22 protein-coding genes are annotated in these 22,227 nt (G+C 60.0%); 9 read left to right on the forward strand and 13 right to left on the reverse strand.

Features of this window, described 5'->3' with window-relative positions:
• Positions 1 to 53: 53 nt before the first annotated feature.
• The 3 genes from ABL922_RS08640 (at position 54) to ABL922_RS08650 (ending at position 3,148) form a co-directional block, all read left to right on the forward strand.
• Positions 54 to 845, forward strand: a complete 792-nt coding sequence (locus ABL922_RS08640; RefSeq protein ID WP_349023811.1) for an SDR family oxidoreductase — start codon at positions 54 to 56, stop codon at positions 843 to 845.
• A complete protein-coding gene (locus ABL922_RS08645) occupies positions 842 to 1,966 on the forward strand; it encodes a serine hydrolase domain-containing protein (RefSeq protein ID WP_349023812.1) in 1,125 nt (374 codons plus the stop codon). The genes ABL922_RS08640 and ABL922_RS08645 overlap by 4 nt, the downstream gene beginning before the upstream one ends.
• Positions 1,967 to 2,815: 849 nt before the next feature.
• Positions 2,816 to 3,148, forward strand: coding sequence for a PilZ domain-containing protein (locus tag ABL922_RS08650; RefSeq protein WP_349023813.1), 333 nt, complete (start codon positions 2,816 to 2,818; stop codon positions 3,146 to 3,148).
• 174 nt (positions 3,149 to 3,322) lie between these two features.
• Here the strand turns inward: ABL922_RS08650 and ABL922_RS08655 are convergent, their stop codons facing one another.
• Positions 3,323 to 4,198: a LysR substrate-binding domain-containing protein gene (locus ABL922_RS08655; protein ID WP_349023814.1), complete on the reverse strand. Its 876-nt coding sequence runs from the start codon at positions 4,196 to 4,198 to the stop codon at positions 3,323 to 3,325.
• Between the two features lie 303 nt (positions 4,199 to 4,501).
• On the opposite strand from ABL922_RS08655, the gene ABL922_RS08660 reads away from it, so the two are divergent.
• Positions 4,502 to 6,802, forward strand: coding sequence for a CDC48 family AAA ATPase (locus tag ABL922_RS08660; protein ID WP_349023815.1), 2,301 nt, complete (start codon positions 4,502 to 4,504; stop codon positions 6,800 to 6,802).
• Here the strand turns inward: ABL922_RS08660 and ABL922_RS08665 are convergent, their stop codons facing one another.
• Positions 6,803 to 7,336, reverse strand: coding sequence for a TetR/AcrR family transcriptional regulator (locus tag ABL922_RS08665; protein WP_349023816.1), 534 nt, complete (start codon positions 7,334 to 7,336; stop codon positions 6,803 to 6,805).
• A 92-nt stretch (positions 7,337 to 7,428) separates the two neighbouring features.
• On the opposite strand from ABL922_RS08665, the gene ABL922_RS08670 reads away from it, so the two are divergent.
• Positions 7,429 to 7,863 carry a hypothetical protein gene (locus tag ABL922_RS08670; protein ID WP_349023817.1) on the forward strand — a complete coding sequence of 145 codons (435 nt, stop codon included), beginning with the start codon at positions 7,429 to 7,431 and terminating at the stop codon, positions 7,861 to 7,863.
• Here ABL922_RS08670 and ABL922_RS08675 read toward each other — a convergent pair.
• A complete protein-coding gene (locus tag ABL922_RS08675; RefSeq protein ID WP_349023818.1) occupies positions 7,860 to 8,531 on the reverse strand; it encodes a glutathione S-transferase family protein in 672 nt (223 codons plus the stop codon). The genes ABL922_RS08670 and ABL922_RS08675 overlap by 4 nt on opposite strands.
• A 90-nt stretch (positions 8,532 to 8,621) precedes the next feature.
• Positions 8,622 to 8,831 carry a hypothetical protein gene (locus ABL922_RS08680; RefSeq protein WP_349023819.1) on the reverse strand — a complete coding sequence of 70 codons (210 nt, stop codon included), beginning with the start codon at positions 8,829 to 8,831 and terminating at the stop codon, positions 8,622 to 8,624.
• Between the two features lie 197 nt (positions 8,832 to 9,028).
• Here ABL922_RS08680 and ABL922_RS08685 point away from each other — a divergent pair, with 197 nt between their 5' ends.
• The 4 genes from ABL922_RS08685 to ABL922_RS08700 all read left to right on the forward strand — a co-directional run bounded on the left by ABL922_RS08685 (position 9,029) and on the right by ABL922_RS08700 (position 13,190).
• The gene (locus ABL922_RS08685) at positions 9,029 to 9,235 is read left to right on the forward strand and encodes a hypothetical protein (protein ID WP_349023820.1); all 207 of its coding nucleotides are present in this window, start codon (positions 9,029 to 9,031) and stop codon (positions 9,233 to 9,235) included.
• A gap of 1 nt (position 9,236) precedes the next feature.
• Positions 9,237 to 10,562 carry a sorbosone dehydrogenase family protein gene (locus ABL922_RS08690; protein ID WP_349023821.1) on the forward strand — a complete coding sequence of 442 codons (1,326 nt, stop codon included), beginning with the start codon at positions 9,237 to 9,239 and terminating at the stop codon, positions 10,560 to 10,562.
• A gap of 83 nt (positions 10,563 to 10,645) precedes the next feature.
• Positions 10,646 to 12,061 carry a DUF1800 domain-containing protein gene (locus ABL922_RS08695; RefSeq protein WP_349023822.1) on the forward strand — a complete coding sequence of 472 codons (1,416 nt, stop codon included), beginning with the start codon at positions 10,646 to 10,648 and terminating at the stop codon, positions 12,059 to 12,061.
• A gap of 4 nt (positions 12,062 to 12,065) precedes the next feature.
• Positions 12,066 to 13,190 carry a DUF1501 domain-containing protein gene (locus ABL922_RS08700; protein ID WP_349023823.1) on the forward strand — a complete coding sequence of 375 codons (1,125 nt, stop codon included), beginning with the start codon at positions 12,066 to 12,068 and terminating at the stop codon, positions 13,188 to 13,190.
• A 6-nt stretch (positions 13,191 to 13,196) separates the two neighbouring features.
• Here the strand turns inward: ABL922_RS08700 and ABL922_RS08705 are convergent, their stop codons facing one another.
• The 9 genes from ABL922_RS08705 to ABL922_RS08745 all read right to left on the reverse strand — a co-directional run bounded on the left by ABL922_RS08705 (position 13,197) and on the right by ABL922_RS08745 (position 22,078).
• Positions 13,197 to 14,105: an oxygenase MpaB family protein gene (locus ABL922_RS08705; RefSeq protein WP_349023824.1), complete on the reverse strand. Its 909-nt coding sequence runs from the start codon at positions 14,103 to 14,105 to the stop codon at positions 13,197 to 13,199.
• Between the two features lie 51 nt (positions 14,106 to 14,156).
• Positions 14,157 to 15,296, reverse strand: coding sequence for a serine hydrolase domain-containing protein (locus ABL922_RS08710; protein WP_349023825.1), 1,140 nt, complete (start codon positions 15,294 to 15,296; stop codon positions 14,157 to 14,159).
• A 25-nt stretch (positions 15,297 to 15,321) separates the two neighbouring features.
• Entirely contained in the window at positions 15,322 to 16,095 is a 774-nt protein-coding gene (xth, locus tag ABL922_RS08715) for an exodeoxyribonuclease III (protein WP_349023826.1), read from the reverse strand.
• Positions 16,096 to 16,126: 31 nt separating this feature from the next.
• Positions 16,127 to 16,462, reverse strand: coding sequence for an iron-sulfur cluster assembly accessory protein (locus ABL922_RS08720; RefSeq protein ID WP_115550081.1), 336 nt, complete (start codon positions 16,460 to 16,462; stop codon positions 16,127 to 16,129).
• 103 nt (positions 16,463 to 16,565) lie between these two features.
• Entirely contained in the window at positions 16,566 to 17,246 is a 681-nt protein-coding gene (locus ABL922_RS08725) for a M23 family metallopeptidase (RefSeq protein WP_349023827.1), read from the reverse strand.
• A gap of 143 nt (positions 17,247 to 17,389) precedes the next feature.
• Positions 17,390 to 18,187: a ferritin-like domain-containing protein gene (locus tag ABL922_RS08730; protein ID WP_349023828.1), complete on the reverse strand. Its 798-nt coding sequence runs from the start codon at positions 18,185 to 18,187 to the stop codon at positions 17,390 to 17,392.
• Entirely contained in the window at positions 18,178 to 18,924 is a 747-nt protein-coding gene (locus tag ABL922_RS08735) for a sulfite exporter TauE/SafE family protein (RefSeq protein ID WP_349023829.1), read from the reverse strand. Before ABL922_RS08735 ends, ABL922_RS08730 begins: the two co-directional genes overlap by 10 nt.
• Complete coding sequence (locus ABL922_RS08740) at positions 18,924 to 19,385, reverse strand: peroxiredoxin (protein ID WP_349023830.1); 462 nt, start codon at positions 19,383 to 19,385, stop codon at positions 18,924 to 18,926. Before ABL922_RS08740 ends, ABL922_RS08735 begins: the two co-directional genes overlap by 1 nt.
• Positions 19,382 to 22,078 carry a bifunctional [glutamine synthetase] adenylyltransferase/[glutamine synthetase]-adenylyl-L-tyrosine phosphorylase gene (locus tag ABL922_RS08745; protein WP_349023831.1) on the reverse strand — a complete coding sequence of 899 codons (2,697 nt, stop codon included), beginning with the start codon at positions 22,076 to 22,078 and terminating at the stop codon, positions 19,382 to 19,384. The genes ABL922_RS08740 and ABL922_RS08745 overlap by 4 nt, the downstream gene beginning before the upstream one ends.
• Between the last annotated feature and the right edge of the window lie 149 nt (positions 22,079 to 22,227).

The raw sequence follows: 22,227 nt of genomic DNA on the forward strand, positions 1-22,227 counted from the left end.
CCCCCTCCCCTAACCCCTCCCGCAAGCGGGAGGGGGATTCAAAGGAGAACAACATGGACTTGCAGAAACTTTTCAGCCTTGAAGGTCGCGTCGCGCTCGTCACCGGCGGTTCCAAAAATCTGGGTCGCCACATGGCCGAAGGCTTCATCGCGGCGGGTGCCAAGGTCTATATCAGTTCACGCAAGGCCGATGCCTGTGAAGCGACGGCTGCCGAACTGGGCCCCAACTGCATCCCGCTTCCCATGGACGTTTCGACCGTCGAGGGCTGCAAGGCGCTGGCGGCTGCATTCGCCGAACGCGAATCAAAGCTCGACATTCTGGTCAACAATGCGGGTGCCGCATGGGGTGCGCCGTTTGAAGACTTTCCGGAAGCCGGTTGGGACAAGGTCATGGACCTGAACGTCAAGGGCCCCTTCTTCCTGACGCAGGCATTTTATCCGCTGCTCAAGGCGGCAGCGACAAAGGCACATCCAGCGAAGGTCATCAATATTGGTTCGATCGATGGTATTCGCCTCAACCCGTGGGAAACCTATAGCTATCACGCCTCCAAATCGGCGATCCTTTATCTCACTAAGCGCATGGCAGCGCGGCTGGTGCAGGACCAGATCAACGTTTCCGCAATTGCACCGGGTGCCTTTGCGTCGGACATGAACAAAGCAGCCCGCGACCATGGCGATGCCGTAGCAAATGGTATCCCGAACAAACGCATTGGCATCGCCGAGGATATGGCCGCTGCCGCGATCTATCTCGCCTCGGATGCTGGCAACTATGTCGTCGGCGATACGATCACCGTCGACGGCGGCGTCGCGCATGCCAATATCGGATCGCCGAGCATCGACGCGTGACCGTCCACGGTACGACGCACGACCGTTTTGCGGGCGTAAAGTCCGTCATGGCGGCAAGTCTGGCCAGCGGAGCCGATCTCGGCGCATCCTTCTGCGCTACGCAGGGCGGTGAAACCGTCGTCGATATCTGGGGTGGTCATGCCGATCCTGCCAAATCACGCGACTGGGAACGCGACACCATCGTCAATGTCTATTCCACGACCAAAACGATGACTGCGCTCACCGCATTGCTGCTGGCCGACCGCGGCGTTTTCGACCTGCATGACAAGGTTACGAAATATTGGCCCGAATTTGCCAGCGAAGGCAAAGCCGATGTCACGATCGCCCAGTTGCTGAGCCATTCGGCAGGACTTTCAGGCTGGAAGGAGCCGCTGCAGCGTGAAGACCTGTACGACTGGTTCAAATGCACCGACCTGCTTGCGCGTCAGGCGCCTTTCTGGGAACCGGGGACAGCTCCAGGCTATCACGCGCTGACCCAAGGCTATCTGGTGGGCGAAGTGATCCGGCGGGCGACAGGCAAGACTGTCGGCACCGTGTTCCGCGAAGAAATCGCTGAGCCGCTGGGTGCTGACTTCCATATTGGCCTGCCCGCGAGCGAGGACGCCCGTGTCGCCGAACTGGTTCCGCCTCCGGTTGCTGTCGCTGCGCAGGCCAGTTCAGAACTGCAAAGCAATATGGCGACCAATCCGGGCATTGATGTTGGCGAAACTGCCAAGCGTGCATGGCGCGGCGCCGAGATCCCGGCGGCTGGTGGAACGGGTAATGCGCGTTCAGTCGCAGAAATCCATGCCATATTGGCCAATGGCGGTGTCGCGAAAGGCAAACGTTTCCTTTCCGAAGCCGGTTGCCGCCGAGCGCTCGAATGTCAAGTCGAAGGCACAGACCTGATTCTGGGCATTCCTGTCCGCTTCGGCATGGGCTTTGGCCTGCCCGGCGGGATGGTGCCGCTGCCCAATCCCAATAGCTGTTATTGGGGCGGCTATGGCGGCTCGATTGCCATCATCGACATGGATGCACAAACGACCTTTTCCTATGTTATGAACCGGATGGAAGGCACCACCACCGGCGATGCGCGCGGTTTCGCGCTTGTGATGACGATGTGGCAGGCCATGGCCGCCTGATAGGCAAAGTGCAAAGGGCACAATTTGAGGTCAGTTGCATTCTTTGCAACTGACCTTTTTCTTTTCGCAATTGCACAATGAACCGCCAATCGCCAAATAGCTCTCAACGAAAGCGAAACTTTCGAGACATTGATGGGCCGGGCACTCTCCTCCTCCTCTCCCCCGCCCGCCCGTCGATACGAACGGCCTTCATGCACAGCGTGGAGGCCGTATTCGTTTGTGGCTTAATGTCGCACAGGCGATGGATTATGTCGCGGCCACGACACGCTTCTTCTTGTTCTCCATTTTGTCCACCGCAAACCCCTCGCCCTGTGGATAAGTCGCAAGATTCCCGTTGCCCGACTCGGTCTTCGATGAGAGTTTGAACTTGTCAGGCAGGGAAGCCGGAAAGCGAAGCGGAACGGAAACGGGAAGCAGAGCGGAACGAAGGAACTGTCAGACACCTCGCCAGAGCGTTTCAGAAGCGAAAGTGGAAGAAGCAGGAAAGCAGAGGTTGCTGCCGGACAACGAACGCCATGTGCGGGCCAAGGCCTCACCGCCAAAAGCCAACGCCGGGCAGGATACCGAAAGCAGTCAGGCAAACTGGCGACCCTTCGGGGCCGCCAGCGAGCCGGACGCCGGAAAGCGGAAAGAATGGCCCTAGTGGCCAAGGACTTCCAAGATCAGGCGCAGTGGGCGCTGGTAGCAATACCAGCGCCCATTTATTTTGGGGTAAGGCTAAAAGCCGCCACCGAACAGGGACTGCCTCTGCCCTGATTTGTTCGCCGACAAAAACCGACAGCCTAACTAATTCTTCACCGCCACGATGCTATCGGGCATGCGATGATGAATCCCCGATCCTTCGGCAAATTGGGCAATCGCAAAATGGCGCGGCTGGCGACGGAAATCGACGCCGGTATGGTGCTGCCCGAACGATCCGAGCGCTGCAGGCTGGAAAATATCTCCCGCACCGGCTGTCGGTTGCAGCTCGGCGGGCCGCCTCGCGTTGGTGCGACAGTGCTGATCCGTGTCGAGCGGATCGAGGCAATGGGTATCGTCGCCTGGGTCCGTGGCAATCGCTGTGGCGTGAAGTTTCCAGAACCCTTGGCTATACGCGAACTGGAGCGGATACGCTGGATCGTAGAACATGCAAACGCGCATGAGCAAAACAGCCTGGCCCATGCGACGGCGGTTTGGCGATAGCCGCGTAACTGACTGAAAATTGAATCGGACTAATTGGAAAGCGTGACGCCCATCACGCTACGCATTCCCATTCACCTGCCAATCGGGCGTTGCGACCCGGTTGGCATGGATCTCCCTATGCCAACATCCTGCCGAGGGCGGGGTTCACACCACCCCAACCCTCGGCCTTTTGTTTTACACGCCGGACTTCAGAAGCCAGTCGTGAAAGATTCGGACAGCGCGCTGCTTCAGCGCGCGCGGGCGGCAGACAAACCAATAGCTGTACGGGCTTTCGACTTCGGTATCAAAAAGGCGAACAAGCCGCGGATCCTTGGCATCTGAAAAATGGCTGCCGTGCATGATCGCCACGCCCAGCCCGTTGGCAGCAGCTTCGAGCATCAACGGGCCGCTGTCGATATGATCGATCGCTGCAGGCTTCAGCCGCGGTTCCCCCACGGCATCGCGCCAGGCGTTGAAGATCAGTGGCATGTCGCTGTGCACCAGCACGGTCTGATCCTTCAGATCGGCAGGTTTTTTCAGATTATGGTCCTTGGCCATATCCTCCGAGGCGATGGCATAGACATTGTTGCGATCAAGCCGGACAGCGTAGAGGCGCGGATCGACCTGGTCAGCGATGATGATCGCTGCATCGACAACGTCGCCAAGCAAATTTTCTGCGTGCGCCGAGGTGTCGACGTCGATGTGCAACTTGGGAAACAGTTTCCGCAACTCGGGCAGCTTTGGGATGAGGCGTTGCGAACCGAACAGTGGCAGTACGCCCAGCCGAAGCCGATATTCGCCGCCCTGGCCAGACAATTCCTCGACAGCATCGGCCATCGCCTCCAGCGCGGGCTCGATCGCTTTCAGCAGGGCATTGCCATCGGCATTCAGGATCATCGCCTGCGCCTTTCGTTCAAAAAGCGGTTTGCCCATGAAATCTTCGAGCGCTTTGATTCGCCGACTCAAGGCGGGCGGCGACAGCGCCATTTCGGATGCGGCAGCCTTGGCGGAGCCCAATTTGGCTATCCGGACAAAAGCTTCGAGCGAACGCAGCGGCGGCAATCGGCGCATTTGGGGAGGTCTCACTTAATTGTGCGGCGCAAAAATGAAGGGCGTTTTCATCCTCTTCAGAATTTTGCCTGTTTTCGTTGAGTTGAAAGCTAATTCGGATTGCAAAAATTGCAACCCCGATTGTTTTCTTCGCACTTGCACAAAAAATGAGCGAGTCACATAAAGGTGAGGCCTTACAGGCATCCTCTCCTAAAGTAAGACTTTCCAAGGCCGGGTTCATCCCCGGCCTTTTTTTTGCCCGTTGCCCCGTCCGGCCCTCCACCCTATCTTGAAAATCAAGCGCTTGGGTCAAAGGTGTCGAATATGGCAAAGCAGAAAAACAGCAAACTTCAGGTTGCCAACGCCCGGCCCGAGGATTCGGGGCGCGGCCTCGCCCGCCTGTCGCGCGAGTTCATGGCCGAACATGGCCTGCAGCAAGGCGATGTGATCGAGATTGCAGGCAAACGCACGACCGTCGCAAGGGCATTTGATCCTTATCCCGAGGACGAAGGGCTGGAAGTGATACGACTGGATGGCCTGCAGCGCGCCAACGCAGGTTCCGGGGCGGGCGATCATGTCGAAGTTAAGAAAACCAAATCGATTGCGGCCAAGCGCGTGGTTTTTGCGCCCGCCCAACCCGAAATCCGGCTCGAAGGCCCGGGTGATGCGCTGAAACGCAATTTCATCGGTCGCGCACTGGTTGCCGGCGATGTCGTCGCAACGCATGGCCAGCAGCGCGTTGCGCCCGAAAATATGCCGCCGCAACTGGCACAAATGCTGGCCGCACCTGCCTTTGCCCTCGCCGAAATCCGCCTTACGGTCTTGTCGACCATGCCCAAAGGCATCGTCCACATCGATCAGGATACCGAAGTCGAACTGCGCGCCGAATACAGCCACGATGGCGATGTGCGTCGCGCCGATGTGACCTATGACGATATTGGCGGCATGGGCGACACCATCCGCCAGCTCCGCGAAATGGTCGAGCTGCCTTTGCGCTATCCCGAACTGTTCACCCGGCTGGGGGTCGATCCACCGCGCGGCGTGTTGCTGCATGGCCCGCCGGGAACAGGCAAGACGCGCCTCGCCCGCGCTGTCGCCAATGAGAGCGAGGCGGAGTTCTTCGTCATCAACGGCCCAGAAATCATGGGGTCGGCTTATGGCGAATCCGAGAAGAAACTGCGGGAGATTTTTGCAGCAGCGACCAAGGCCGCGCCCTCGATCCTGTTTATCGACGAGATCGATTCGATCGCCCCGTCGCGCGACAAGGTGCATGGTGAGGCGGAGAAGCGGCTGGTCGCGCAGTTGCTGACGCTGATGGACGGGTTGGAACCGCGAACCAATCTGGTCGTAATTGCGGCCACCAACAGGCCCGAAGCGATTGACGAAGCGCTGCGCCGTCCGGGCCGTTTCGACCGCGAAATCATCGTCGGCGTTCCTGACGAAAGCGGTCGGCGCGAAATCCTTGCCATCCACACACGCGGCATGCCGCTCGATGCCAAGGTCTCGTTGCGCGAACTGGCGCGCACGACCTACGGCTTTGTCGGAGCTGATCTCAATGCGCTCAGCCGCGAGGCAGCGATCGAGGCCGTGCGACGGATCATGCCCAAGCTTGACCTTTCGAGCGGCACGATCCCAGCCGAAGTTCTCGAAAACCTGAAGGTCACGCGCGACGATTTCCTTGAGGCGCTCAAACGCGTCCAGCCTTCGGCGATGCGCGAGGTGATGGTGCAGTCACCCAATGTCCGCTGGGAAGATGTCGGCGGGATCGACGAGGCGCAGGCGAAGCTGAAGGAGGGGATCGAGCTCCCGCTCAAAAACCCCGACGCCTTCCGCCGTCTCGGCATTCGCCCGGCCAAGGGCTTCCTGCTCTATGGCCCACCGGGTACCGGCAAGACCCTGCTCGCCAAAGCCGTGGCGCGCGAGAGCGAGGCCAATTTCATCTCGACCAAATCGTCCGACCTGCTGAGCAAATGGTATGGCGAGAGCGAGCAGCAAATCGCCCGCCTTTTCGCCCGCGCGCGGCAGGTCGCACCGACGATCATCTTCATCGACGAGATTGACAGCCTCGCCCCGGCACGCGGTCGTGGTGGGAACGAGCCGCAAGCAACCGAGCGGGTGGTCAACACTTTGCTCGCCGAAATGGACGGGCTGGAGGAGTTGCAATCGGTGGTCGTGATCGGCGCAACCAACCGGCCAACGCTGATGGACCCGGCCCTGCTTCGCCCCGGACGATTCGACGAACTGGTCTATGTCACGGTACCCGACAAGGGCGGGCGTCGCCGCATTTTGGGCATCCACACGGCGAAGATGCCGCTGGGGAAGGATGTCGACCTCGACGAAATCGCCGAGCGCACCGAGCGCTATACCGGTGCCGATCTCGAGGATCTGGTCCGCCGCGCGGGCCTGTTCGCGCTGCGCGAGGGCGGGGGCGATGCCGATGAAGTCCGGATGACCCATTTCAGCCAGGCGCTTAACGCCAGCCGCGCGACGGTTTCTCCGGAAATGGAGGAGGAATATCGCTCAATGGAAACCAAACTCAAACAGGCGGCTTTGGTGCCCGAAGGCATGGGGTTTGTAACACCGGGGATGATCAAGCCGGTCAAAGCGTCAAAGCACGAGCCCTGATCAGCTGAGGCTGCGTTCCACCGTTTCGCCAAGCCCGATGGCACGAACCAGCACCATGCCCTCTATCGCGATCAGCAATTTGGCTGCATCGCGTGTGCGCACCTCTTCGTTTTCGGCCGCCAATTGGGCTTCGCCCCAAGCAAGGAAGCCCTGTCCGATAGCGGCGGCGATCGGGGTGTAGAGCGGATCGCGTCTTGCTGCTCGGCTCGCCAGCTCGATCCAGACGCACATATAGGGCCAGAAGCGATCATCGAAGAGCATGGCCGCCAGTCTTTTCTGAAGGGCTTCAATTGGCAACGGTTCGGGTGAGACCTGTTCGACCATCGCCCCAGTCATGCGTTCGGCGATGCGCTGCAGCGTGGCAGCCAGCAATTCGGATTTGTCGGAAAAGTAATAGAGCAGCATACGGTCGCTGGTACCCGCAGCCTTGGCCAATGGACGCAAGCTGGCCGCAACCAAACCATGCGCCAGCACATGGTCGGCCAGTCGGTCGACAATTGCAGAACGCCGTTCGTCTGTTTTGCTCAATTTCATCCAGGCCTGCTTATGCGCAATTAATGCTTGTAGCGACTGCTACGTTAATGTAGCATATGCTACATGATTAGGCGAACAGGAAAGGAAATGCTATGACAAGCTTCTGGCAAAATTGGCTCAAGCTGTGGGCGTGGGGAGTGATCATCTTCGGCGTGGCGCTGGCAAGCGGCGCTTTTGCGGCAACCGATGCGTTGGTGCGGCCAATATTCGATCTGCTCGGCAACCCCTTCCCGACAGAGCCAGATGCACATCACCGTTTTTCGCTGGGCCTGATGGGAGCAGTCAGCATCGGATGGGGGCTGACCCTGTTGGGTGTGTTCAAAGCGATATTCGGCCTGACCCGCGATAGTGCCGCGCCCTTCTGGCGCGCCGTGCTGGTGGCGACGCTGGGATGGTATGTGATCGACGGCTATATTTCTTATGCGACCGGCTTCGCGCTCAACATTGTGTCGAACACGCTGCTTGTGGCCTTTTTGCTGATCCCGCTGTTCAAGAGCGGCGCGCTGGGTGACAGCAACTCGGCCTAGAAATCGACCTGTTCATAATAGGGTGGGGGCGTGATCGCCTCCATCCGCTCGGACAGCAAAGGCCGGAAACTCGGGCGGCTTTTGAACATCGCATACCAGCTCTTGGTCTGCTCGTGCCCGCTCCAGTCGATCCCGCCCAGATAATCGGCAACCGAAATTTGCGCGGCAGCCGCAAGATCAGCCATACTCATCGTCGGCCCAGCAATCCAGGCACGGTGATCGATCAGATAGTCGATATAATCGAGATGCCCGTTCGCCAGCCGCATCGCTTCGCGGAGCACGGTGCTGTCAGGCGGCTGGCGGTGCACCAGACGCTTCTTCATCCGTTCATGGAGCAAAGGCGCGGTGACATCGCCGTAAAATTGCTGGTCAAACCAGGCTGTCAGGCGGCGGATTTCGGCACGATAGGCGGCAGAACCGCTGATCATCGGCGCGGTGTCGCTGACTTCCTCGATATACTCGCCGATTGCCACGGAATCGCACAAGGTCAAGTTGCGCGCCGGATCGACCAGCACTGGCGTGCGCGCGGCAGGGTTCATATAGAGAAATTCGTCGCGATGCTCCCACGGGTTTTCGCGCACCAGACTATAGGCAATGCCCTTTTCGCCCATCTGCAGGCGCACCTTGCGCGAGAAGGGACATAGGGGGAATTGCAGGAGCTGCCACATGGCGGCCCTGTTAGGGATTCTGTTCAGGAAATGGAAGGGCGCTGATTGAGGAAATTCTCCCCTCCCGCAAGCGGGAGGGGAGAATAAATATCAGTGGATCGTGCCCAATGTGGTTTCAAGGTTGAGCAAAATCACCAACCGCTCAATCTGTCGCCAGCGGCAATAGTGCAGGTGATTGCCGACATTGCGGCTTTTCTCCGCACGTTCTGCCGCTTCAAGCCCAGCCTCAAACCCGAAACGGGCGATTAGTGCCTGCGCCTCGCTGACATCGCGGGCGTTAACGTAAAGCGGCAGATACATATATGAGTGCGACCTCTTTGTTGTTTGGGTGGCAGGCCGACCGGGGCGTGGCCCGCCTGCAAAACCGTTTCTACCCACAATCGGTGGAGGAAGCCTTCCGGCACTTGGTTACCGAATCATTAGCCAGTTTTTCCAGATGCGATTGCGCCTGCTTGAAGGCTTGCCCCCGCCCCCCATATGGTGGCAAAGGCGGCTATATGAACAATCCGGACAACAAGCCCCCATCTGATCGCCCCCGCTTTGGCGGCGGCATTTTCCTGTTCTTTGGTCTGCTGATCGGCTCGATCGTCGGCATCGCCCTGAACGAGGCTTCGATCGGGATGATCAGCGGCTTTGGGGTCGGCTGCCTGTTGGCGATCCTGGTCTGGGTTTTCGACCGCAAGCGTGCAGAGGAAGGGCGTTAACATGCGCAAGCACATCTTTGGATTCCTGGCATTTCTGCTTGTACTGCTCGGGATCGGTGGCTGGTATGTCACTCGGCCCGACGTCGCCCAACTGTCGCTCGACAAGGTCACCGGGTCCAAGCCCGAAATCACCGAAGCGCGCGAGCAGATGATCCCGACCGTTTCGGTGGCAGAGGCGGATCGCTGGAAAGCGGGCGAAGCGCCCATCGCTGCCGAAGGCCTGATCGTCGAACGCTTTGCCGAGGGACTTGACCATCCGCGCAACATCTTTGTGTTGCCCAATGGCGATGTGCTTGTCGCCGAAACCAATGCCCCCGCCAACCGCATGAAGGGCATCGAAGGTTGGATTGCGGCAAAACTGTTTGAAAAGGCGGGTGCCGCTGTGCCTTCGGCCAACCGCATCACCCTGTTGCGCGACGCCGATGGCGACGGCAAGCCAGAGGTGAAGAGCACGTTCCTCGAAGGGCTGAATTCACCCTTCGGCATGGCGCTGATCGGAAACATTCTCTACGTCGCCAATACCGACGCGGTGCTGGCCTTTCCCTATAAAGACGGCGACACCAAGATTACCGCCAAGGGTAACAAGATCCTCGAACTCAACGCCAAGGCACCTAACAACCACTGGACGCGCAATCTGGCCGCCAGCGCCGATGGCAAAAAACTCTACATCGCGGTCGGATCGAACAGCAATATTGCCGAAAACGGTCTTGATCAGGAAATCGGTCGTGCCCGGGTAATCGAACTCGATCTCGTCACCGGCAAAAGCGGTGCCTACAGCTCGGGCCTGCGCAATCCGGTCGGGCTCGATTGGGACGGTCAGGGGCAGCTTTGGACGGTGGTCAATGAGCGCGACATGCTGGGTTCGGATACAGTGCCCGACTATCTGGCACTCGTCGAATTTGGTGCGGATTATGGCTGGCCGCACCATTATTGGGGCGGATATACCGACCACCGGGTCCAGCCCGGAAAGCCCGAGAAACGCGAATATGAACGTCGACCCGATTATGCACTGGGTACGCACACGGCGCCACTGGGCCTTGTTTTTGCCGACCGCGCCAAACTTGGCGGCGCCTTTGCCAGCGGAGCCTTCATCGCCCGCCACGGTTCGTGGAACCGCGTTCCCAAATCGGGCTATGATGTGATCTTTGTGCCGTTCAAAAATGGCATTCCGACCGGCCAGCCGCTGAATGTGCTCACCGGTTTCCTCGACAAGGAGGAAAAGGCACAGGGCCGCCCGACCATGTTGGCCATCGACAAGAGCGGGGCTTTGCTGGTCAGCGACGATGTCGGCAACATCATCTGGCGAGTGCGCGCGAAGGCCAAATAATAAGCGAAGGGTTTTGCAGGTTCGTCCGTTGAGGGAATAGGCCCCGCGATTTTCGGGGTATCCTTGATCGAGGAGGACGCCTGATGGCCGTTGAAACGGCAATTGCCATGAACCGCTTCGGATTGGGTGCGCAGCCCGATGCGGCGCCGCTTGCCAACCCCAGACGCTGGCTCATCGACCAGATGTCGAAATTTGACCCACAGCCTGCCCCGATTGCTGCGCTGCCGCCCAGGTCCGAACTAATTGCCGCCATCAAGGATCTTCGCATCGAAAAGCGCGAACGCAAGGCAGCAAAAGAAGACGGTGCTGACAACGCCGAGCAGCAATCCAGCAGCTATCGCAAGGCGGTACGCGACCAATATGTCGCGGCGGTTGATGCCCGCCTCAGCGTCGCACTCGGCTCGCGACAGGAATTTGCCGAACGGCTGGTGCATTTCTGGGCAAACCATTTTGCGATTTCGATCGACAAGATCGTCACCGTTGGCCTTGCTGGCAATTTTGAATTCGACGCTATCCGCCCGCATATATTCGGGCGCTTTGCCGACCTGTTGAAGGCGGCAAGCTGGCATCCCGCGATGCTGCTCTATCTCGATCAGGCGCAATCAATTGGCCCGAACAGTACGCTTGCGCAGCGCATCGGCGCGCGCCGCAACCGCGAAATCGGCCTCAACGAAAATCTGGCCCGCGAAATTCTGGAACTCCACACGCTGGGCGACAGGACGGCCTATTCGCAGGCCGATGTCACCGAATTTGCCCGCGCGATGACCGGCCTGACCGTTGGCGGGTTGGGCGAGCGTCGTTTGCAGCGCGTCCTCGGCACCGACACCAAGCCGGGCGAAGGTATATTTGTCGACGCGTTGCACGAACCTGGCAAGCGCACCCTCGTTGGCCGGAGCTATGCCCAAAATGGTGCCAAGGCGCTGGATGCCATATTGTCCGACCTTGCCACCCATCCGGCAACCGCACGGCACATTGCAACCAAGCTGGCGCGGCATTTTGTTGCCGACGATCCGCCGTCATCGCTGGTCCGGAAACTCGAAACCGATTTCCTCAGGACCGGAGGCGATCTTGCCTCGCTGTACCGCAAATTGATCGAGGCTCCCGAAAGCTGGGCAAATACAGGAACCAAGTTCAAAACCCCATGGGAATGGGCCGTATCAGCACTACGCGCATTGGGTGTCGAGTCCATGCCCGGCCGCGAGCAGGCTGCGGTAGCGCTGTTCAACCAGATGGGGCAGCCAATCTGGAAGCCGGGATCACCAAAGGGATATGGAGACGTAGCAACCGATTGGGCTGGACCAGCCGGGCTGATGCGCAGGGTCGAAACTGCAGGCCGCTTCGCCAAGCTTAGCGCCAACCGTGTCGATGCGCGCAAGCTCGCTTTGACCATATTGCCCGGCGCACTGTCGCCGATGACCGCCGAGCACATCGCCCGCGCCGAAAGCCCCGAGCAAGGCCTCGCGTTGCTACTCGTTTCCCCCGAATTCCTGCGGAGATAAGACCATGATCATCAATCGCCGCCGCCTCATCCTTTCCGGCCTGTCCGGCGCAGGCATCGCGCTTGCCCCGCGCATCGCCTTGGCCGCCGCCGAAACCGACAGGCGTTTCATCTTCATCATCCAGCGCGGCGCGGCAGACGGGCTCGCGATTCTCGCGCCAACGGGTGACCCGGCCTTTGCCAGTGCGCGGGGCGAAATCGCGGCGAGTGCATCGGGCGGTAGCAAGCTAAACGACCTGTTCACGCTGCACCCGCAATTGACGGCGAGCGCCAGACTGTTCGGGCAAAAACAGGCGGCCTTCTATCACGCCATCGCCTCGGGCTATCGCGAGCGTTCGCATTTCGACGGGCAGAACATGCTCGAGACCGCAGGCATCCGGCCCTATGGCCGCGACGATGGCTGGATGAACCGCTTGCTTACTCTACTCCCTAAAGGCGAGAGCAAGGCGCTGGCGATGGCCAATGCTATTCCGCCAGCTTTGCGCGGGCCTATTTCAGTCGGCAGCTACGCCCCCTCGCGCCTGCCCGACGCTGACAGTGCCCTGATGGAGCGGGTGGCGATGCTCTATGCCGAAGACCCTCAACTCGCGCCACTTTGGCAAAGCGCGACGCAGACCGAAGCGATGGCGGGCGACATTGATCCGGGTAACGGTCGCGGTGGCGTCGCCGCTGGCAAGTTGGTTGCCAGCCTGATGGCCGGGGCCGATGGCGCGCGCGTCGCAATGGTCGAGACCACAGGATGGGACACGCATTTCAATCAGGAAGGGCGGCTGGGCGCGGTGTTGAAAGGCGTGGATGAGATGATCGATACGCTGCGCACCGAAATGGGCCCCGCATGGGCGAAAACACTTATCCTCGTCGCCACCGAATTCGGCCGCACCGTCCATGTCAACGGTACGCGCGGCACCGACCACGGAACGGCCTCTGCCGCCATGCTGTTCGGCGGCGGATTGGCCAATGGCGGAAAGATCATCGCCGACTGGCCCGGCCTTGCGGCGAGCCAGCTATATGAAGGCCGCGATCTGAAGCCAACGATGCGGTTCGAGGATATCGCCATCGGAGCGCTCTCGGCGCATTATGCGATCGATCCCGAAAAGCTGCATCGGACTGCGTTTCCCGATTTCGCCTAATTCGTATTAGGCTGCAACCAAGGCACTAGCCTTCAGCAAGCGTTGCTGCTCTTTCGGTCGCAAATAGAGAAAGTTGCTTGGCAATCCCATCCGTACACAGGCTTTTGCGGGCGGTGAATCCGGATCGTGCTTGCGCTCGGCTGCACGCGCAACAAGCTTGATCGCGAGTCGGTCTGCCAGCGTCAGATCAAATTCGCGACCCAATTCCAGCCGCACGCGCACCAGCGGAGGCAGGATCGACACGGCAGCGCGTGCCAGCGCGCGGTGCAGGAAGCGCGGGATTTGCGGTGCAGCCTTGCCCGACTGGATGATATCGAGAAACTCTTTGTTGATCGGGTGTGGCTCGAACCGCGGGGCGAGTTTCTCCATCATAGCAAAGAAGTCGGCGCGGCTGTTGACCTTGTTCTCTACGCCATAAAGTTCGGCAACCGCCGTCCCTTCGCGGTAGAAGCGCTCTTGATCCTCGACCGACAGAGGCGCAACAAAGCGGTCATAGGCGGTCAGGAAGCCATAGCCTGCGGTCGCGCTGACCCAGTCGAGCAGTTCAGGATCCTTCGCTGAATAGGCAATGCCACCGGGGGTTTCGCCTTGCACCTTTGCGTGCATCCGGTTGACGCCTTCGATCACGCGGCGGGCGGCGGCCTGTGGCCCGTAAACGCCAATCATCGCGGCGTAGCCGGTGCGTTCGGAACGACCGATGGGATCGACCTTGTAGATCGAATGGTCCCACACGCCAGATCGGATACGCGGATCGGCAAATTCGAGCAGCACCGCCGCAACCCCGCCAATGCCCAAGGCGATTTGGTTTTTGTACACCCGCCACGCCACCGAATCCGGTGCCAGAAAGGCAGCTGCGCCAGCGGGCTGGCTGTAATCGAAGGGCGGTAAAGGCTTGCGGATCGGTGCGTTCATCATCGATCCCTCCTCCGGATCAGCTGATTTAATCGCGCGATTAAACACCAACTGTCAAGCTTCAATCCCGTAAGCTGCCCGTTCCAGCGCGCCGAAGAAACCCAGCGCCCCTGCATCTCCAAAGGGAGCGAGCTGGCTCATCATCACCCCGCCAACGCCATTTGCCGGATCGATCCAATAATAGCTGTTGAATATCCCAGCCCATGCGAGACTGCCGGGCGCGCGACCATTAGGCCCCTGCTCCGGATTGATCAGAAAGCCGAGGCCCCAACCCGTGTGCTGGTCGGGGAAAGTGTCATAGGGTTGGGCAAGATCAGGCATCGCTGAACCCATATAGCCTGCCCGTAGCGGGGCGACCTGATTGCGCGCCATTTCGGCGACCGTTGCCTCTGCCAGTACGCGGTTTCCATCCAATTCGCCGCCGCGCAGCATCATCCGGACGAACCGCCCATAATCATGCGCGGTCGACGACAGGCCGCCACCGCCCATTTCGAATTCCCCGCCGCCAAGGAACATCGGCTGGATGGCGAGGTCGCCCTCGGGCGTGCGGGCATGAACCTTGGCGGCATCGTCGGGGAGAGCATCGAGAAATGCGGTGGATGCCATGCCGAGCGGATCAAGCAGGTTTGCTTGCAGATATTGACCGAGCCGTTTGCCCGTTGCGGCCTCGACCGCAAGCCCGACCCAGTCCGTCGCGACGCTATATTCCCAATTTTCACCGGGATCGAACAACAGCGGCATCTGGATCGATGCAAGCGATCCAGGTGCCGGCATTCCGGTCGCAGCGAAATAGCGCAGCACTTCTGGGCGAATGAAGAAATAGCCGAGCCCCGCCGTGTGCGTCAGCAGGTGGCGGAGGGTGATCGGGCGCAATGCAGGGCGCAATTGCGGTTCGCCACTGTCGGAAAAACCGGTAAGCACTTGCGGGTCCGCCAGTTGGGGGAGCAGGTCGCCAATGGGTGCATCCAGATCGAGTACGCCGCTTTCCACCAACTGCATGGCACCGGCCGAAACAATCGCCTTTGTCATCGACGCGATCTGGAAGACCGTGTTGACCTCCATTTCCGCACCGGTTGTGGAGTCTGCATGGCCGAATGCCTCTACAAGGCGGACGCCCTCGCGATCGGCGATCAGCGCGACTGCGCCGGGCAATCCGGATGCGGCAAAAGCCTTCTCAAGTGCCTGTCTGCTCATAGAAACTCCCCTCCCCTATTCTGTTTTAGTCGCCGAGTTCGATCCATGTCGGTGCGTGATCGCTCGCTTTTTCTCGCCCGCGATGGTCCTTGTCGACGCCGCAAGCTACCAGCCTGTCGGCTGCGACCGGACTGAGCAACAGATGGTCGATGCGAAAGCCGTGATCCTGCTGCCATGCACCCGCCTGATAATCCCAATAGGTCCAGACGCGCCCTTGCGGAAAATGCGTCGCCAGCGCATCGGTCCAGCCATCGGCAAGCAGCGTGCGATAGGCCGCGATGCTCTCCGGCTGACGCAAGGCATCGTCGAGCAACGCCTTGGTTGACCAGATATCGTGATCGTGCGGTATGACATTATAATCGCCTGCGAGCACCACCGGTAGTTCGAGGACCGCCAGTTCCGCCGCACGCGCGCGCAGCCGCTGCATCCATTTCAGCTTATAGTCGAATTTAGGCCCCGGCTGCGGATTGCCATTGGGCAAGTATATACTGGCGACCCGCACGCCATTTACGTCCGCCTCCAGATAACGTGACTGCTCATCCTCTGGATCGCCCGCCAAGCCGCGCTGCGTTTCCACCGGCTGCGCATTACGCGCCAAAATCGCAACGCCGTTGAAGCTTTTCTGCCCGTGCCAGATCGCGCCATAGCCAAGGCGTTCGAACTCGTCCGCCGGAAAGCCCTCATCCTGCGTCTTGATTTCCTGCAGGCAGGCGATGTCGGGCTTGGTTTCTTCAAGCCATTCGAGCAGGCGCGGCAGGCGCGCCTTGATACCGTTGATGTTATATGTGGCGATACGCATATTGCGACCCTAGCGAGGGGTCAGCCGCGCATCAAACCGAAAAGCTGGAGCCGCAACCGCATCCCGACTGCGCATTGGGGTTGGTCACCTGAAAACTTTTTCCGCCGAGCGATTCGATAAAATCGACTGCCGAACCCCGCACCAGATCGAGACTGACCGAATCGACCACCAGTTTGGCTTCACCCGATTCGGCGATGACATCATCGGCCTCGACAGCGTCGGCCAAACCAAAGCGATATTGGAAACCCGAGCAGCCGCCACCTTCAACCGACAGCCGCAACAAAGGCGCCTTGCCGAGTTTATGCGCGATTTCCGCTACGCGTTTCGCGGCATTTGGCAAAAGCTGGATGTCGGGAGCCATGGTCATGTCCTATATGTAGGGACAAACAAAAAGGGCGGCAAGGTGTCTCCACCAAGCCAGCCCCAGATTACACCCTCTCCCAAAGGTGATGCGTTTACGGCCGAAGTGCTTACTCAGCAGGACCGCCTAAAGATTTGCTATCAGCATCCTTCGATGCGATCAAGATATTTGACACTTTTGTTGCAGGCTCAAGGAAGCTGGTCGGATTTACCGGCTCGCCTGCGATGCGAACTTCATAGTGCAGGTGGCTGCCGGTCGAACGGCCGGTCGAGCCCATGAAGCCGATGATGTCGCCCTTGCGGACGCGCTGGCCCGAATAGACGTTCATTGCGGAAAGATGGCCATAACGGGTCTGGATGGCGTTGCCATGTTCGACCTCTACATATTTGCCATATCCCGAAACCCACTGTGCGCGGCCGATAATGCCATCGGCGGTTGCATAGATCGGGGTGCCGATCGGGCCTGCAATGTCGAGGCCCTTGTGATTCTTGCGGCGGCCCTGAAACGGATCGGTGCGATAGCCATATTGGCTCGTCATGCGCATCGATTCGACGGGGTTGATCGAGGGAACGGCAACCTGCGACTTGCGCGCGGTGCCAATGGTCTGGCCCCAGCTGTCATGCAAAGCGCGGAATTCGGGATCGGAAACGCCGAGCGCGGTCTTATTCGAAGCGACATCTTCCGGCTTTACGCGGAAAGCATCCGAAGCAGCTGCGGCGGAATTGGCAAGTGCAGGTGTAGCAACCGAAGCCGAAGCGACGAGGCTAGCTGCAAGTAACACTTTTCCCATCAGTGATTGGCTCGAAGCCAAAACGCTGTGTACCATGTGTTTTTACGACCCTTTGTTGCAACCCGTATTTTCGTACGGGCTGATCCCCAAATGTGCGGCAATTATTTGCCTACCCCTTATGAGCTTCGGGTCTGCCGAGGCAGTCAGGACAATGCAACCTGCGTGTAATAATCCCGCGTTAGACCGGCCTTCGAACGCGCCGAGTCGTTAAATGGAGGCTTAACACCCCCATGAAAGTGGCGGTTTACCAGCGTTTTCCAGTAATACTTTGGTAATAGATTGGCCTTTCGGCAACCCGATTCAAACCATTTAGTCCCTGCCGAAACATGGCGGATTTCGTCGGTAAATATACGCTGCAGGATGCGTGCAGATGCCGAATCGCCCTGCGCCTCGAATCGCTCCACCGTCGCTGGCGTGACGTCGAGCCCGCGAGCTTCGAGGACCATCGGGACGATAGCAAGCCGCGCCAAGGCATCGTCGCGCGTCGCATAGGCTGCCTCCCAAAGCCCATCATGCGCCGGCATGGCACCATAGTGGCTGCCCAGTTGCTTGAGCCGCCGTTCCAGCAGCGCGAAGTGCATCGCCTCATCCGCGCCTACGCGCAGCCAGTCATCCGCGAATTCGCGTGGAAACTGCCCACCGAACCGCCCGACAAGGTCAAAGGCCAGATCGATGGCGACAAATTCAATGTGCGCTAGCGCATGCAGCATCGCGATCCGCCCGCGCTCGGACCCTGCTCTGCGCCGCTTGGGCATGAAGCGCGGGGCGAGCAGCTCGGGCTGGGTCGGTCGTGCGGGATATTCGGGGATCTCGGCGTCAAAGCGATGCTCCAGCCGCCCCAGACGCCTGTCACGCGCAACCGCCCGCGCCCGCATCAACTTGGCTGCCGGGTCGGCGGTTTCAAGCACCGATTTGCACGCTTCGCCGAGCGTCAAAACCATAAATCCCATGCCTTCCAAAGGTAGAAGAGGCCAATGGCGGTCACGATCCATGCCGTCCAGCGCTTGAAATTGGCATCGCTCAGCCGGTCAAGCACCCATCCGCCCGCCGTGGTGCCTATCATCGATGCTGGGATCGCCAAGGCAAACACCCACCAGGGCGGCACGCCGCTACCGCCGACAGCCAGCAACGGTGCGCCATAAACGATGATCTTGGCGAAATGGCTGAACACCTGCGTCGCCGCCTTGGTTGCGACGATCTGATGGCGGTTGAGTGCGGTGCGAACGAAGAAGATGTCGAGCAGGGGACCCGCCACGCCGGCGCTTAGGTTCAGCGCGGTGACCAGAAATCCTGAAACCAGCGCATGCGAAGTCTTGGAGGCATCCAGCTGCAGCCAGCTTTTGGGCAACCAGACGAGCATTGGGACCAACCCCAACAGCAGGAAAAGCACCGGTTTTGAAGGCATGAAGGCAATCGCCAACACCACGCCCGCCGCAACCGCCGAAGCCAGCGCATAATTCCACAATATCGGCCAGGCGATATGCTGCCGGTGCAGCACTGCACGCCAACCATTGGCGACAAGTTGCAGCAGTCCGTGTGTTACAAAGGCAGCGGACACCGGCAGGACGAACGCCAGCGCCCCCATCAGCACCAGCCCGCCCGCCATGCCGAATATGCCCGACAGCAATGCCGTCAGAAAAGCGGTAATGATGAGGAAAGCGGCGGTAACGGACGACATCAACCGAGCGCTTTGGTAGCCTCTAACACTTCCGCCGCGTGACCCTTTACCTTCACATTGTGCCAGACGCGCGCGACCTTGCCGTCCTTGCCAATCAGGAAGGTGCAGCGTTCGATGCCCATATATTTTTTGCCGTACATCGATTTTTCAACCCACGCGCCCATTTGTTCGGTGGCGTCGCTTTCTTCATCAGAAAGCAGCGTCACCTTCAGCCCATATTTGTCGGCAAATTTTGCGAGCTTGGCAGGCTTGTCCTTCGACATACCGTAAACGGTAGCTCCAGCCTTCGCAAAGTCGCCTTGCAACTCGGTAAAGTCCTTCGCTTCGTTGGTGCAGCCGGGGGTATCCGCCTTGGGGTAGAAATAGAGCACAAACGGCCCCTTGAGCGCGCCGAGTGCCAGATCATTACCAGCGCGGTCTTTCACGGTAACGGCTGGGAGGGTATCGTTGACGTCGGTCATTTTTCTTCTCCTTGAATTCCATTTTTCAGTCGCGGCGCGATGCCCTGCCATTCGGCGGAAATGATCCCGCGCGCAACGTCAACGGCCTGTTTGACTTCGTCCCAATCGGCAAAGCCAAGCGCCTTGGCAACCACCTCCTGCGCAGGATCGGGCGGAACTTCACAGTCAGGCGCGACCAGCCGGAGCATGACGAGGAGCCGCGTCAATAGCGACTGCGCAGGTGCAAATCCTTCCGGCAAAAGCCTTGTAGCGATCAACGCATCGGCCGCACGATCAAGCTGTGGGTAGAGCCCCTTGCCAAAGCACAGTTGCAGCGCGTGGATGACAAATTCGGCGTCAACCAAACCGCCGGATAGCAATTTGACGTCGAGCGCGCCCTTGGGTGGCTTGTGCGTCGCCATATCGCCGCGCATTTTGATGATGTCCTCGGCGAGCTTGGCAGCATCGCGCGGCATCGCGAGCGTTTGGGCGATGATGCTTTCCAGCTGCCCGCACGCCGCCGCCGAGCCATAGACCGGGCGGGCACGGGTCAGCGCCATATGCTCCCAGGTCCAGGCCTCTTCGCGCTGATATTTGGCAAAGCTTTCGAACGACACACAAAGCAGTCCCTGCGCGCCCGATGGCCTTAATCTGGTATCGACCTCGTACAGCGCACCCGATGCCGTCGCGACAGTCAGCGCACCGACCACGCGTTGCGCGAGCCGGTTGAAATATTGCGTCGCCCCCAAGGGTCGTGGACCGTCCGATTCCTCGCCATGATCGCCCGTGAAAAGCAGGATCAGGTCAAGATCGGATGCGTGGGTCAACGCCTCCCCACCGAAACGACCCAGTGCAAGGATGGCCAGCTCACCCCCCGGAACCCTGCCATGTGCGCGTTCGAATTCGGCGACGGTCGCAGCGGTCAGTTTTTCGACCGCAATTTCCGCAAGCATCGCATAGGCATGCGATACGGCTAACGGGTCTTGCTGCCCCTCGACTAGCTGCACACCAAAGGCAAAGCGCTTTTCGCCGACAAAAGCCCGCACAAGATCGAGCAGGGTCTGATAATCGTCATCGACAATGCGTGCCTCCAACTCGGCAAGCAAAGCCTGACGGTTTTCGGGAAGGCGGAAGGCACTGGTGTCGATCAGACCTTCGAGCAATTCGCCCCGCCGAGCCAGCGCGTCCGCGAGCGTAGGTGCGTAGCTCAATATATCCGCAAGCAGTTGCAGCAATGCCGGGCGGGCATCGAGCAGGTTGAAGAAATTGATCGCACTCGGCAGCGCCTCAATCACATTGTCGAACCGCGCGAGCGCGTTGGCCGGATCGGGGGCCTTTGCGAGCGCCTCCATGATCTTGGGCAGTACCATCTCGAACGCCTCGCGCGCCGAACTGGAGCGGATGGCGCGGAGCTGCCCGCTGCGCCATCTGGCAAGCCGCTGGGCGACCGCCGGTGGGTCGGCATAGCCCAAAGCCGACAGCTGATCTTCAAGCGGCAGGCCTTCGTCTGCTAGCCGTTGCGTGCTCTCGTCTTCCTCCCCCGCCAGCCCGTCATAGATCGCGCCCACGCTGGTCACGACAGGTTCGAGCAGCGCGACCAGCGCATCACCATCCGCCAGCCCGTGCAACCGTGCCGCCCGATCAAGGTCAGTTGGATTTTCCGGCAGACTGTGCGTTTGCCTGTCGTCGAGCATCTGCAGCCGGTGCTCGATCGTGCGCAGCAGCTGATAAGCCGACGACAGCGTTTCCGCTTCATCCGCGCCGATCCGTTCGCGCTCCGCCAGTGCCGCCAAGGCCGTGCGCGTGTCCGCCATGCGCAGGCCGGGGTCGCGCCCGCCGTGGATCAACTGGTGCGCCTGCGCGAAAAATTCGCATTCGCGAATGCCGCCCCTGCCGCGTTTCAGATCGTAGCCGGGGCCCAGCACTTGCCCCTTGTGATAATGGTCACGGATCTGTCCGCTCATCTTGCGGATATTGGCAAGCTGCCCGAAATCGAGGCTGCGCCGCCAGACGAAGGGCTGGATGCTTTTGAGGAAATAGTCGCCCAGCGCCTTGTCGCCCGCTGCCGCCCGTGCGCGAATGAACGCCGCCTGCTCCCATGCAAGCGCGCTCGATTCATAATAGCTGATCGCCGCCTCAACCGGGATAGCAATCGGCGTGACTTCGGGCGACGGCCGCAGCCGCATGTCGACGCGGAAGACATAGCCATTTTCATCGCGTGCACCGAGCAGTTCTATAAGCTTGCGCCCGATGCGCACCGCGCTGTCCGCCACATCCTCGCGCTCGCGTTTGGGCAGCGTTTCGGGGTCGTAGAGGAATATCGGGTCGATATCGGACGAGTAATTGAGCTCCTGACCGCCGTGCTTGCCCAGACCAATCACGGCGAAGCCTTGCACCGGTGCGTCAGGCACGCGCTCGGCAAAGGCAGCTGCAATCGCCACTTCCAGCGCGCTGTCAGCGAAGTCCGAAAGAATGCGCGTGACACGCGTCAGATCCCATGCGCCAGCAAGGTCCGCAATCGCGGTGACCAGCGCCACGCCTTGCCGCCTTTTGCGCAAGGTCGCAGCGGTATCGCCGTCAACTGTGATGGAGAGCGCCGCCGCCAACGCGCCTTCAAAGTCATCCCGCTCAAGGAGAGCCACCAGTTGAGGCTGGTGCTCGATCAGCTGATCAAGGAACGGGCTGTTCGCCCGGGCACGATCGAGAGCGCTCATTTCTGTTCCTCCCCATCGACTTGCGATGGGGAGGGGGACCGCTCGCAAAGCGAGTGGTGGAGGGGATTTCGACGTTGCAATTCCCCTCCGTCAGTTGCTGCGCAACCGCCACCTCCCCATCGCAAGTCGATGGGGAGGATGAAGATCGC

This window comes from Sphingorhabdus sp., assembly GCF_040079335.1.
Classification (GTDB): domain Bacteria; phylum Pseudomonadota; class Alphaproteobacteria; order Sphingomonadales; family Sphingomonadaceae; genus Sphingorhabdus_B.

Coding starts and splice junctions, on each gene's coding strand:
- ABL922_RS08640 (WP_349023811.1), top strand. CDS start 54: ATGGACTTGCAGAAACTTTTCAGCCTTGAAGGTCGCGTCGCGCTCGTC.
- ABL922_RS08655 (WP_349023814.1), bottom strand. CDS start 4,198: ATGCGCCGATTGCCGCCGCTGCGTTCGCTCGAAGCTTTTGTCCGGATA.
- ABL922_RS08660 (WP_349023815.1), top strand. CDS start 4,502: ATGGCAAAGCAGAAAAACAGCAAACTTCAGGTTGCCAACGCCCGGCCC.
- ABL922_RS08665 (WP_349023816.1), bottom strand. CDS start 7,336: ATGAAATTGAGCAAAACAGACGAACGGCGTTCTGCAATTGTCGACCGA.
- ABL922_RS08670 (WP_349023817.1), top strand. CDS start 7,429: ATGACAAGCTTCTGGCAAAATTGGCTCAAGCTGTGGGCGTGGGGAGTG.
- ABL922_RS08675 (WP_349023818.1), bottom strand. CDS start 8,531: ATGTGGCAGCTCCTGCAATTCCCCCTATGTCCCTTCTCGCGCAAGGTG.
- ABL922_RS08680 (WP_349023819.1), bottom strand. CDS start 8,831: ATGTATCTGCCGCTTTACGTTAACGCCCGCGATGTCAGCGAGGCGCAG.
- ABL922_RS08685 (WP_349023820.1), top strand. CDS start 9,029: ATGAACAATCCGGACAACAAGCCCCCATCTGATCGCCCCCGCTTTGGC.
- ABL922_RS08690 (WP_349023821.1), top strand. CDS start 9,237: ATGCGCAAGCACATCTTTGGATTCCTGGCATTTCTGCTTGTACTGCTC.
- ABL922_RS08695 (WP_349023822.1), top strand. CDS start 10,646: ATGGCCGTTGAAACGGCAATTGCCATGAACCGCTTCGGATTGGGTGCG.
- ABL922_RS08700 (WP_349023823.1), top strand. CDS start 12,066: ATGATCATCAATCGCCGCCGCCTCATCCTTTCCGGCCTGTCCGGCGCA.
- ABL922_RS08705 (WP_349023824.1), bottom strand. CDS start 14,105: ATGATGAACGCACCGATCCGCAAGCCTTTACCGCCCTTCGATTACAGC.
- ABL922_RS08710 (WP_349023825.1), bottom strand. CDS start 15,296: ATGAGCAGACAGGCACTTGAGAAGGCTTTTGCCGCATCCGGATTGCCC.
- xth (WP_349023826.1), bottom strand. CDS start 16,095: ATGCGTATCGCCACATATAACATCAACGGTATCAAGGCGCGCCTGCCG.
- ABL922_RS08720 (WP_115550081.1), bottom strand. CDS start 16,462: ATGACCATGGCTCCCGACATCCAGCTTTTGCCAAATGCCGCGAAACGC.
- ABL922_RS08725 (WP_349023827.1), bottom strand. CDS start 17,246: ATGGGAAAAGTGTTACTTGCAGCTAGCCTCGTCGCTTCGGCTTCGGTT.
- ABL922_RS08730 (WP_349023828.1), bottom strand. CDS start 18,187: ATGGTTTTGACGCTCGGCGAAGCGTGCAAATCGGTGCTTGAAACCGCC.
- ABL922_RS08735 (WP_349023829.1), bottom strand. CDS start 18,924: ATGTCGTCCGTTACCGCCGCTTTCCTCATCATTACCGCTTTTCTGACG.
- ABL922_RS08740 (WP_349023830.1), bottom strand. CDS start 19,385: ATGACCGACGTCAACGATACCCTCCCAGCCGTTACCGTGAAAGACCGC.
- ABL922_RS08745 (WP_349023831.1), bottom strand. CDS start 22,078: ATGAGCGCTCTCGATCGTGCCCGGGCGAACAGCCCGTTCCTTGATCAG.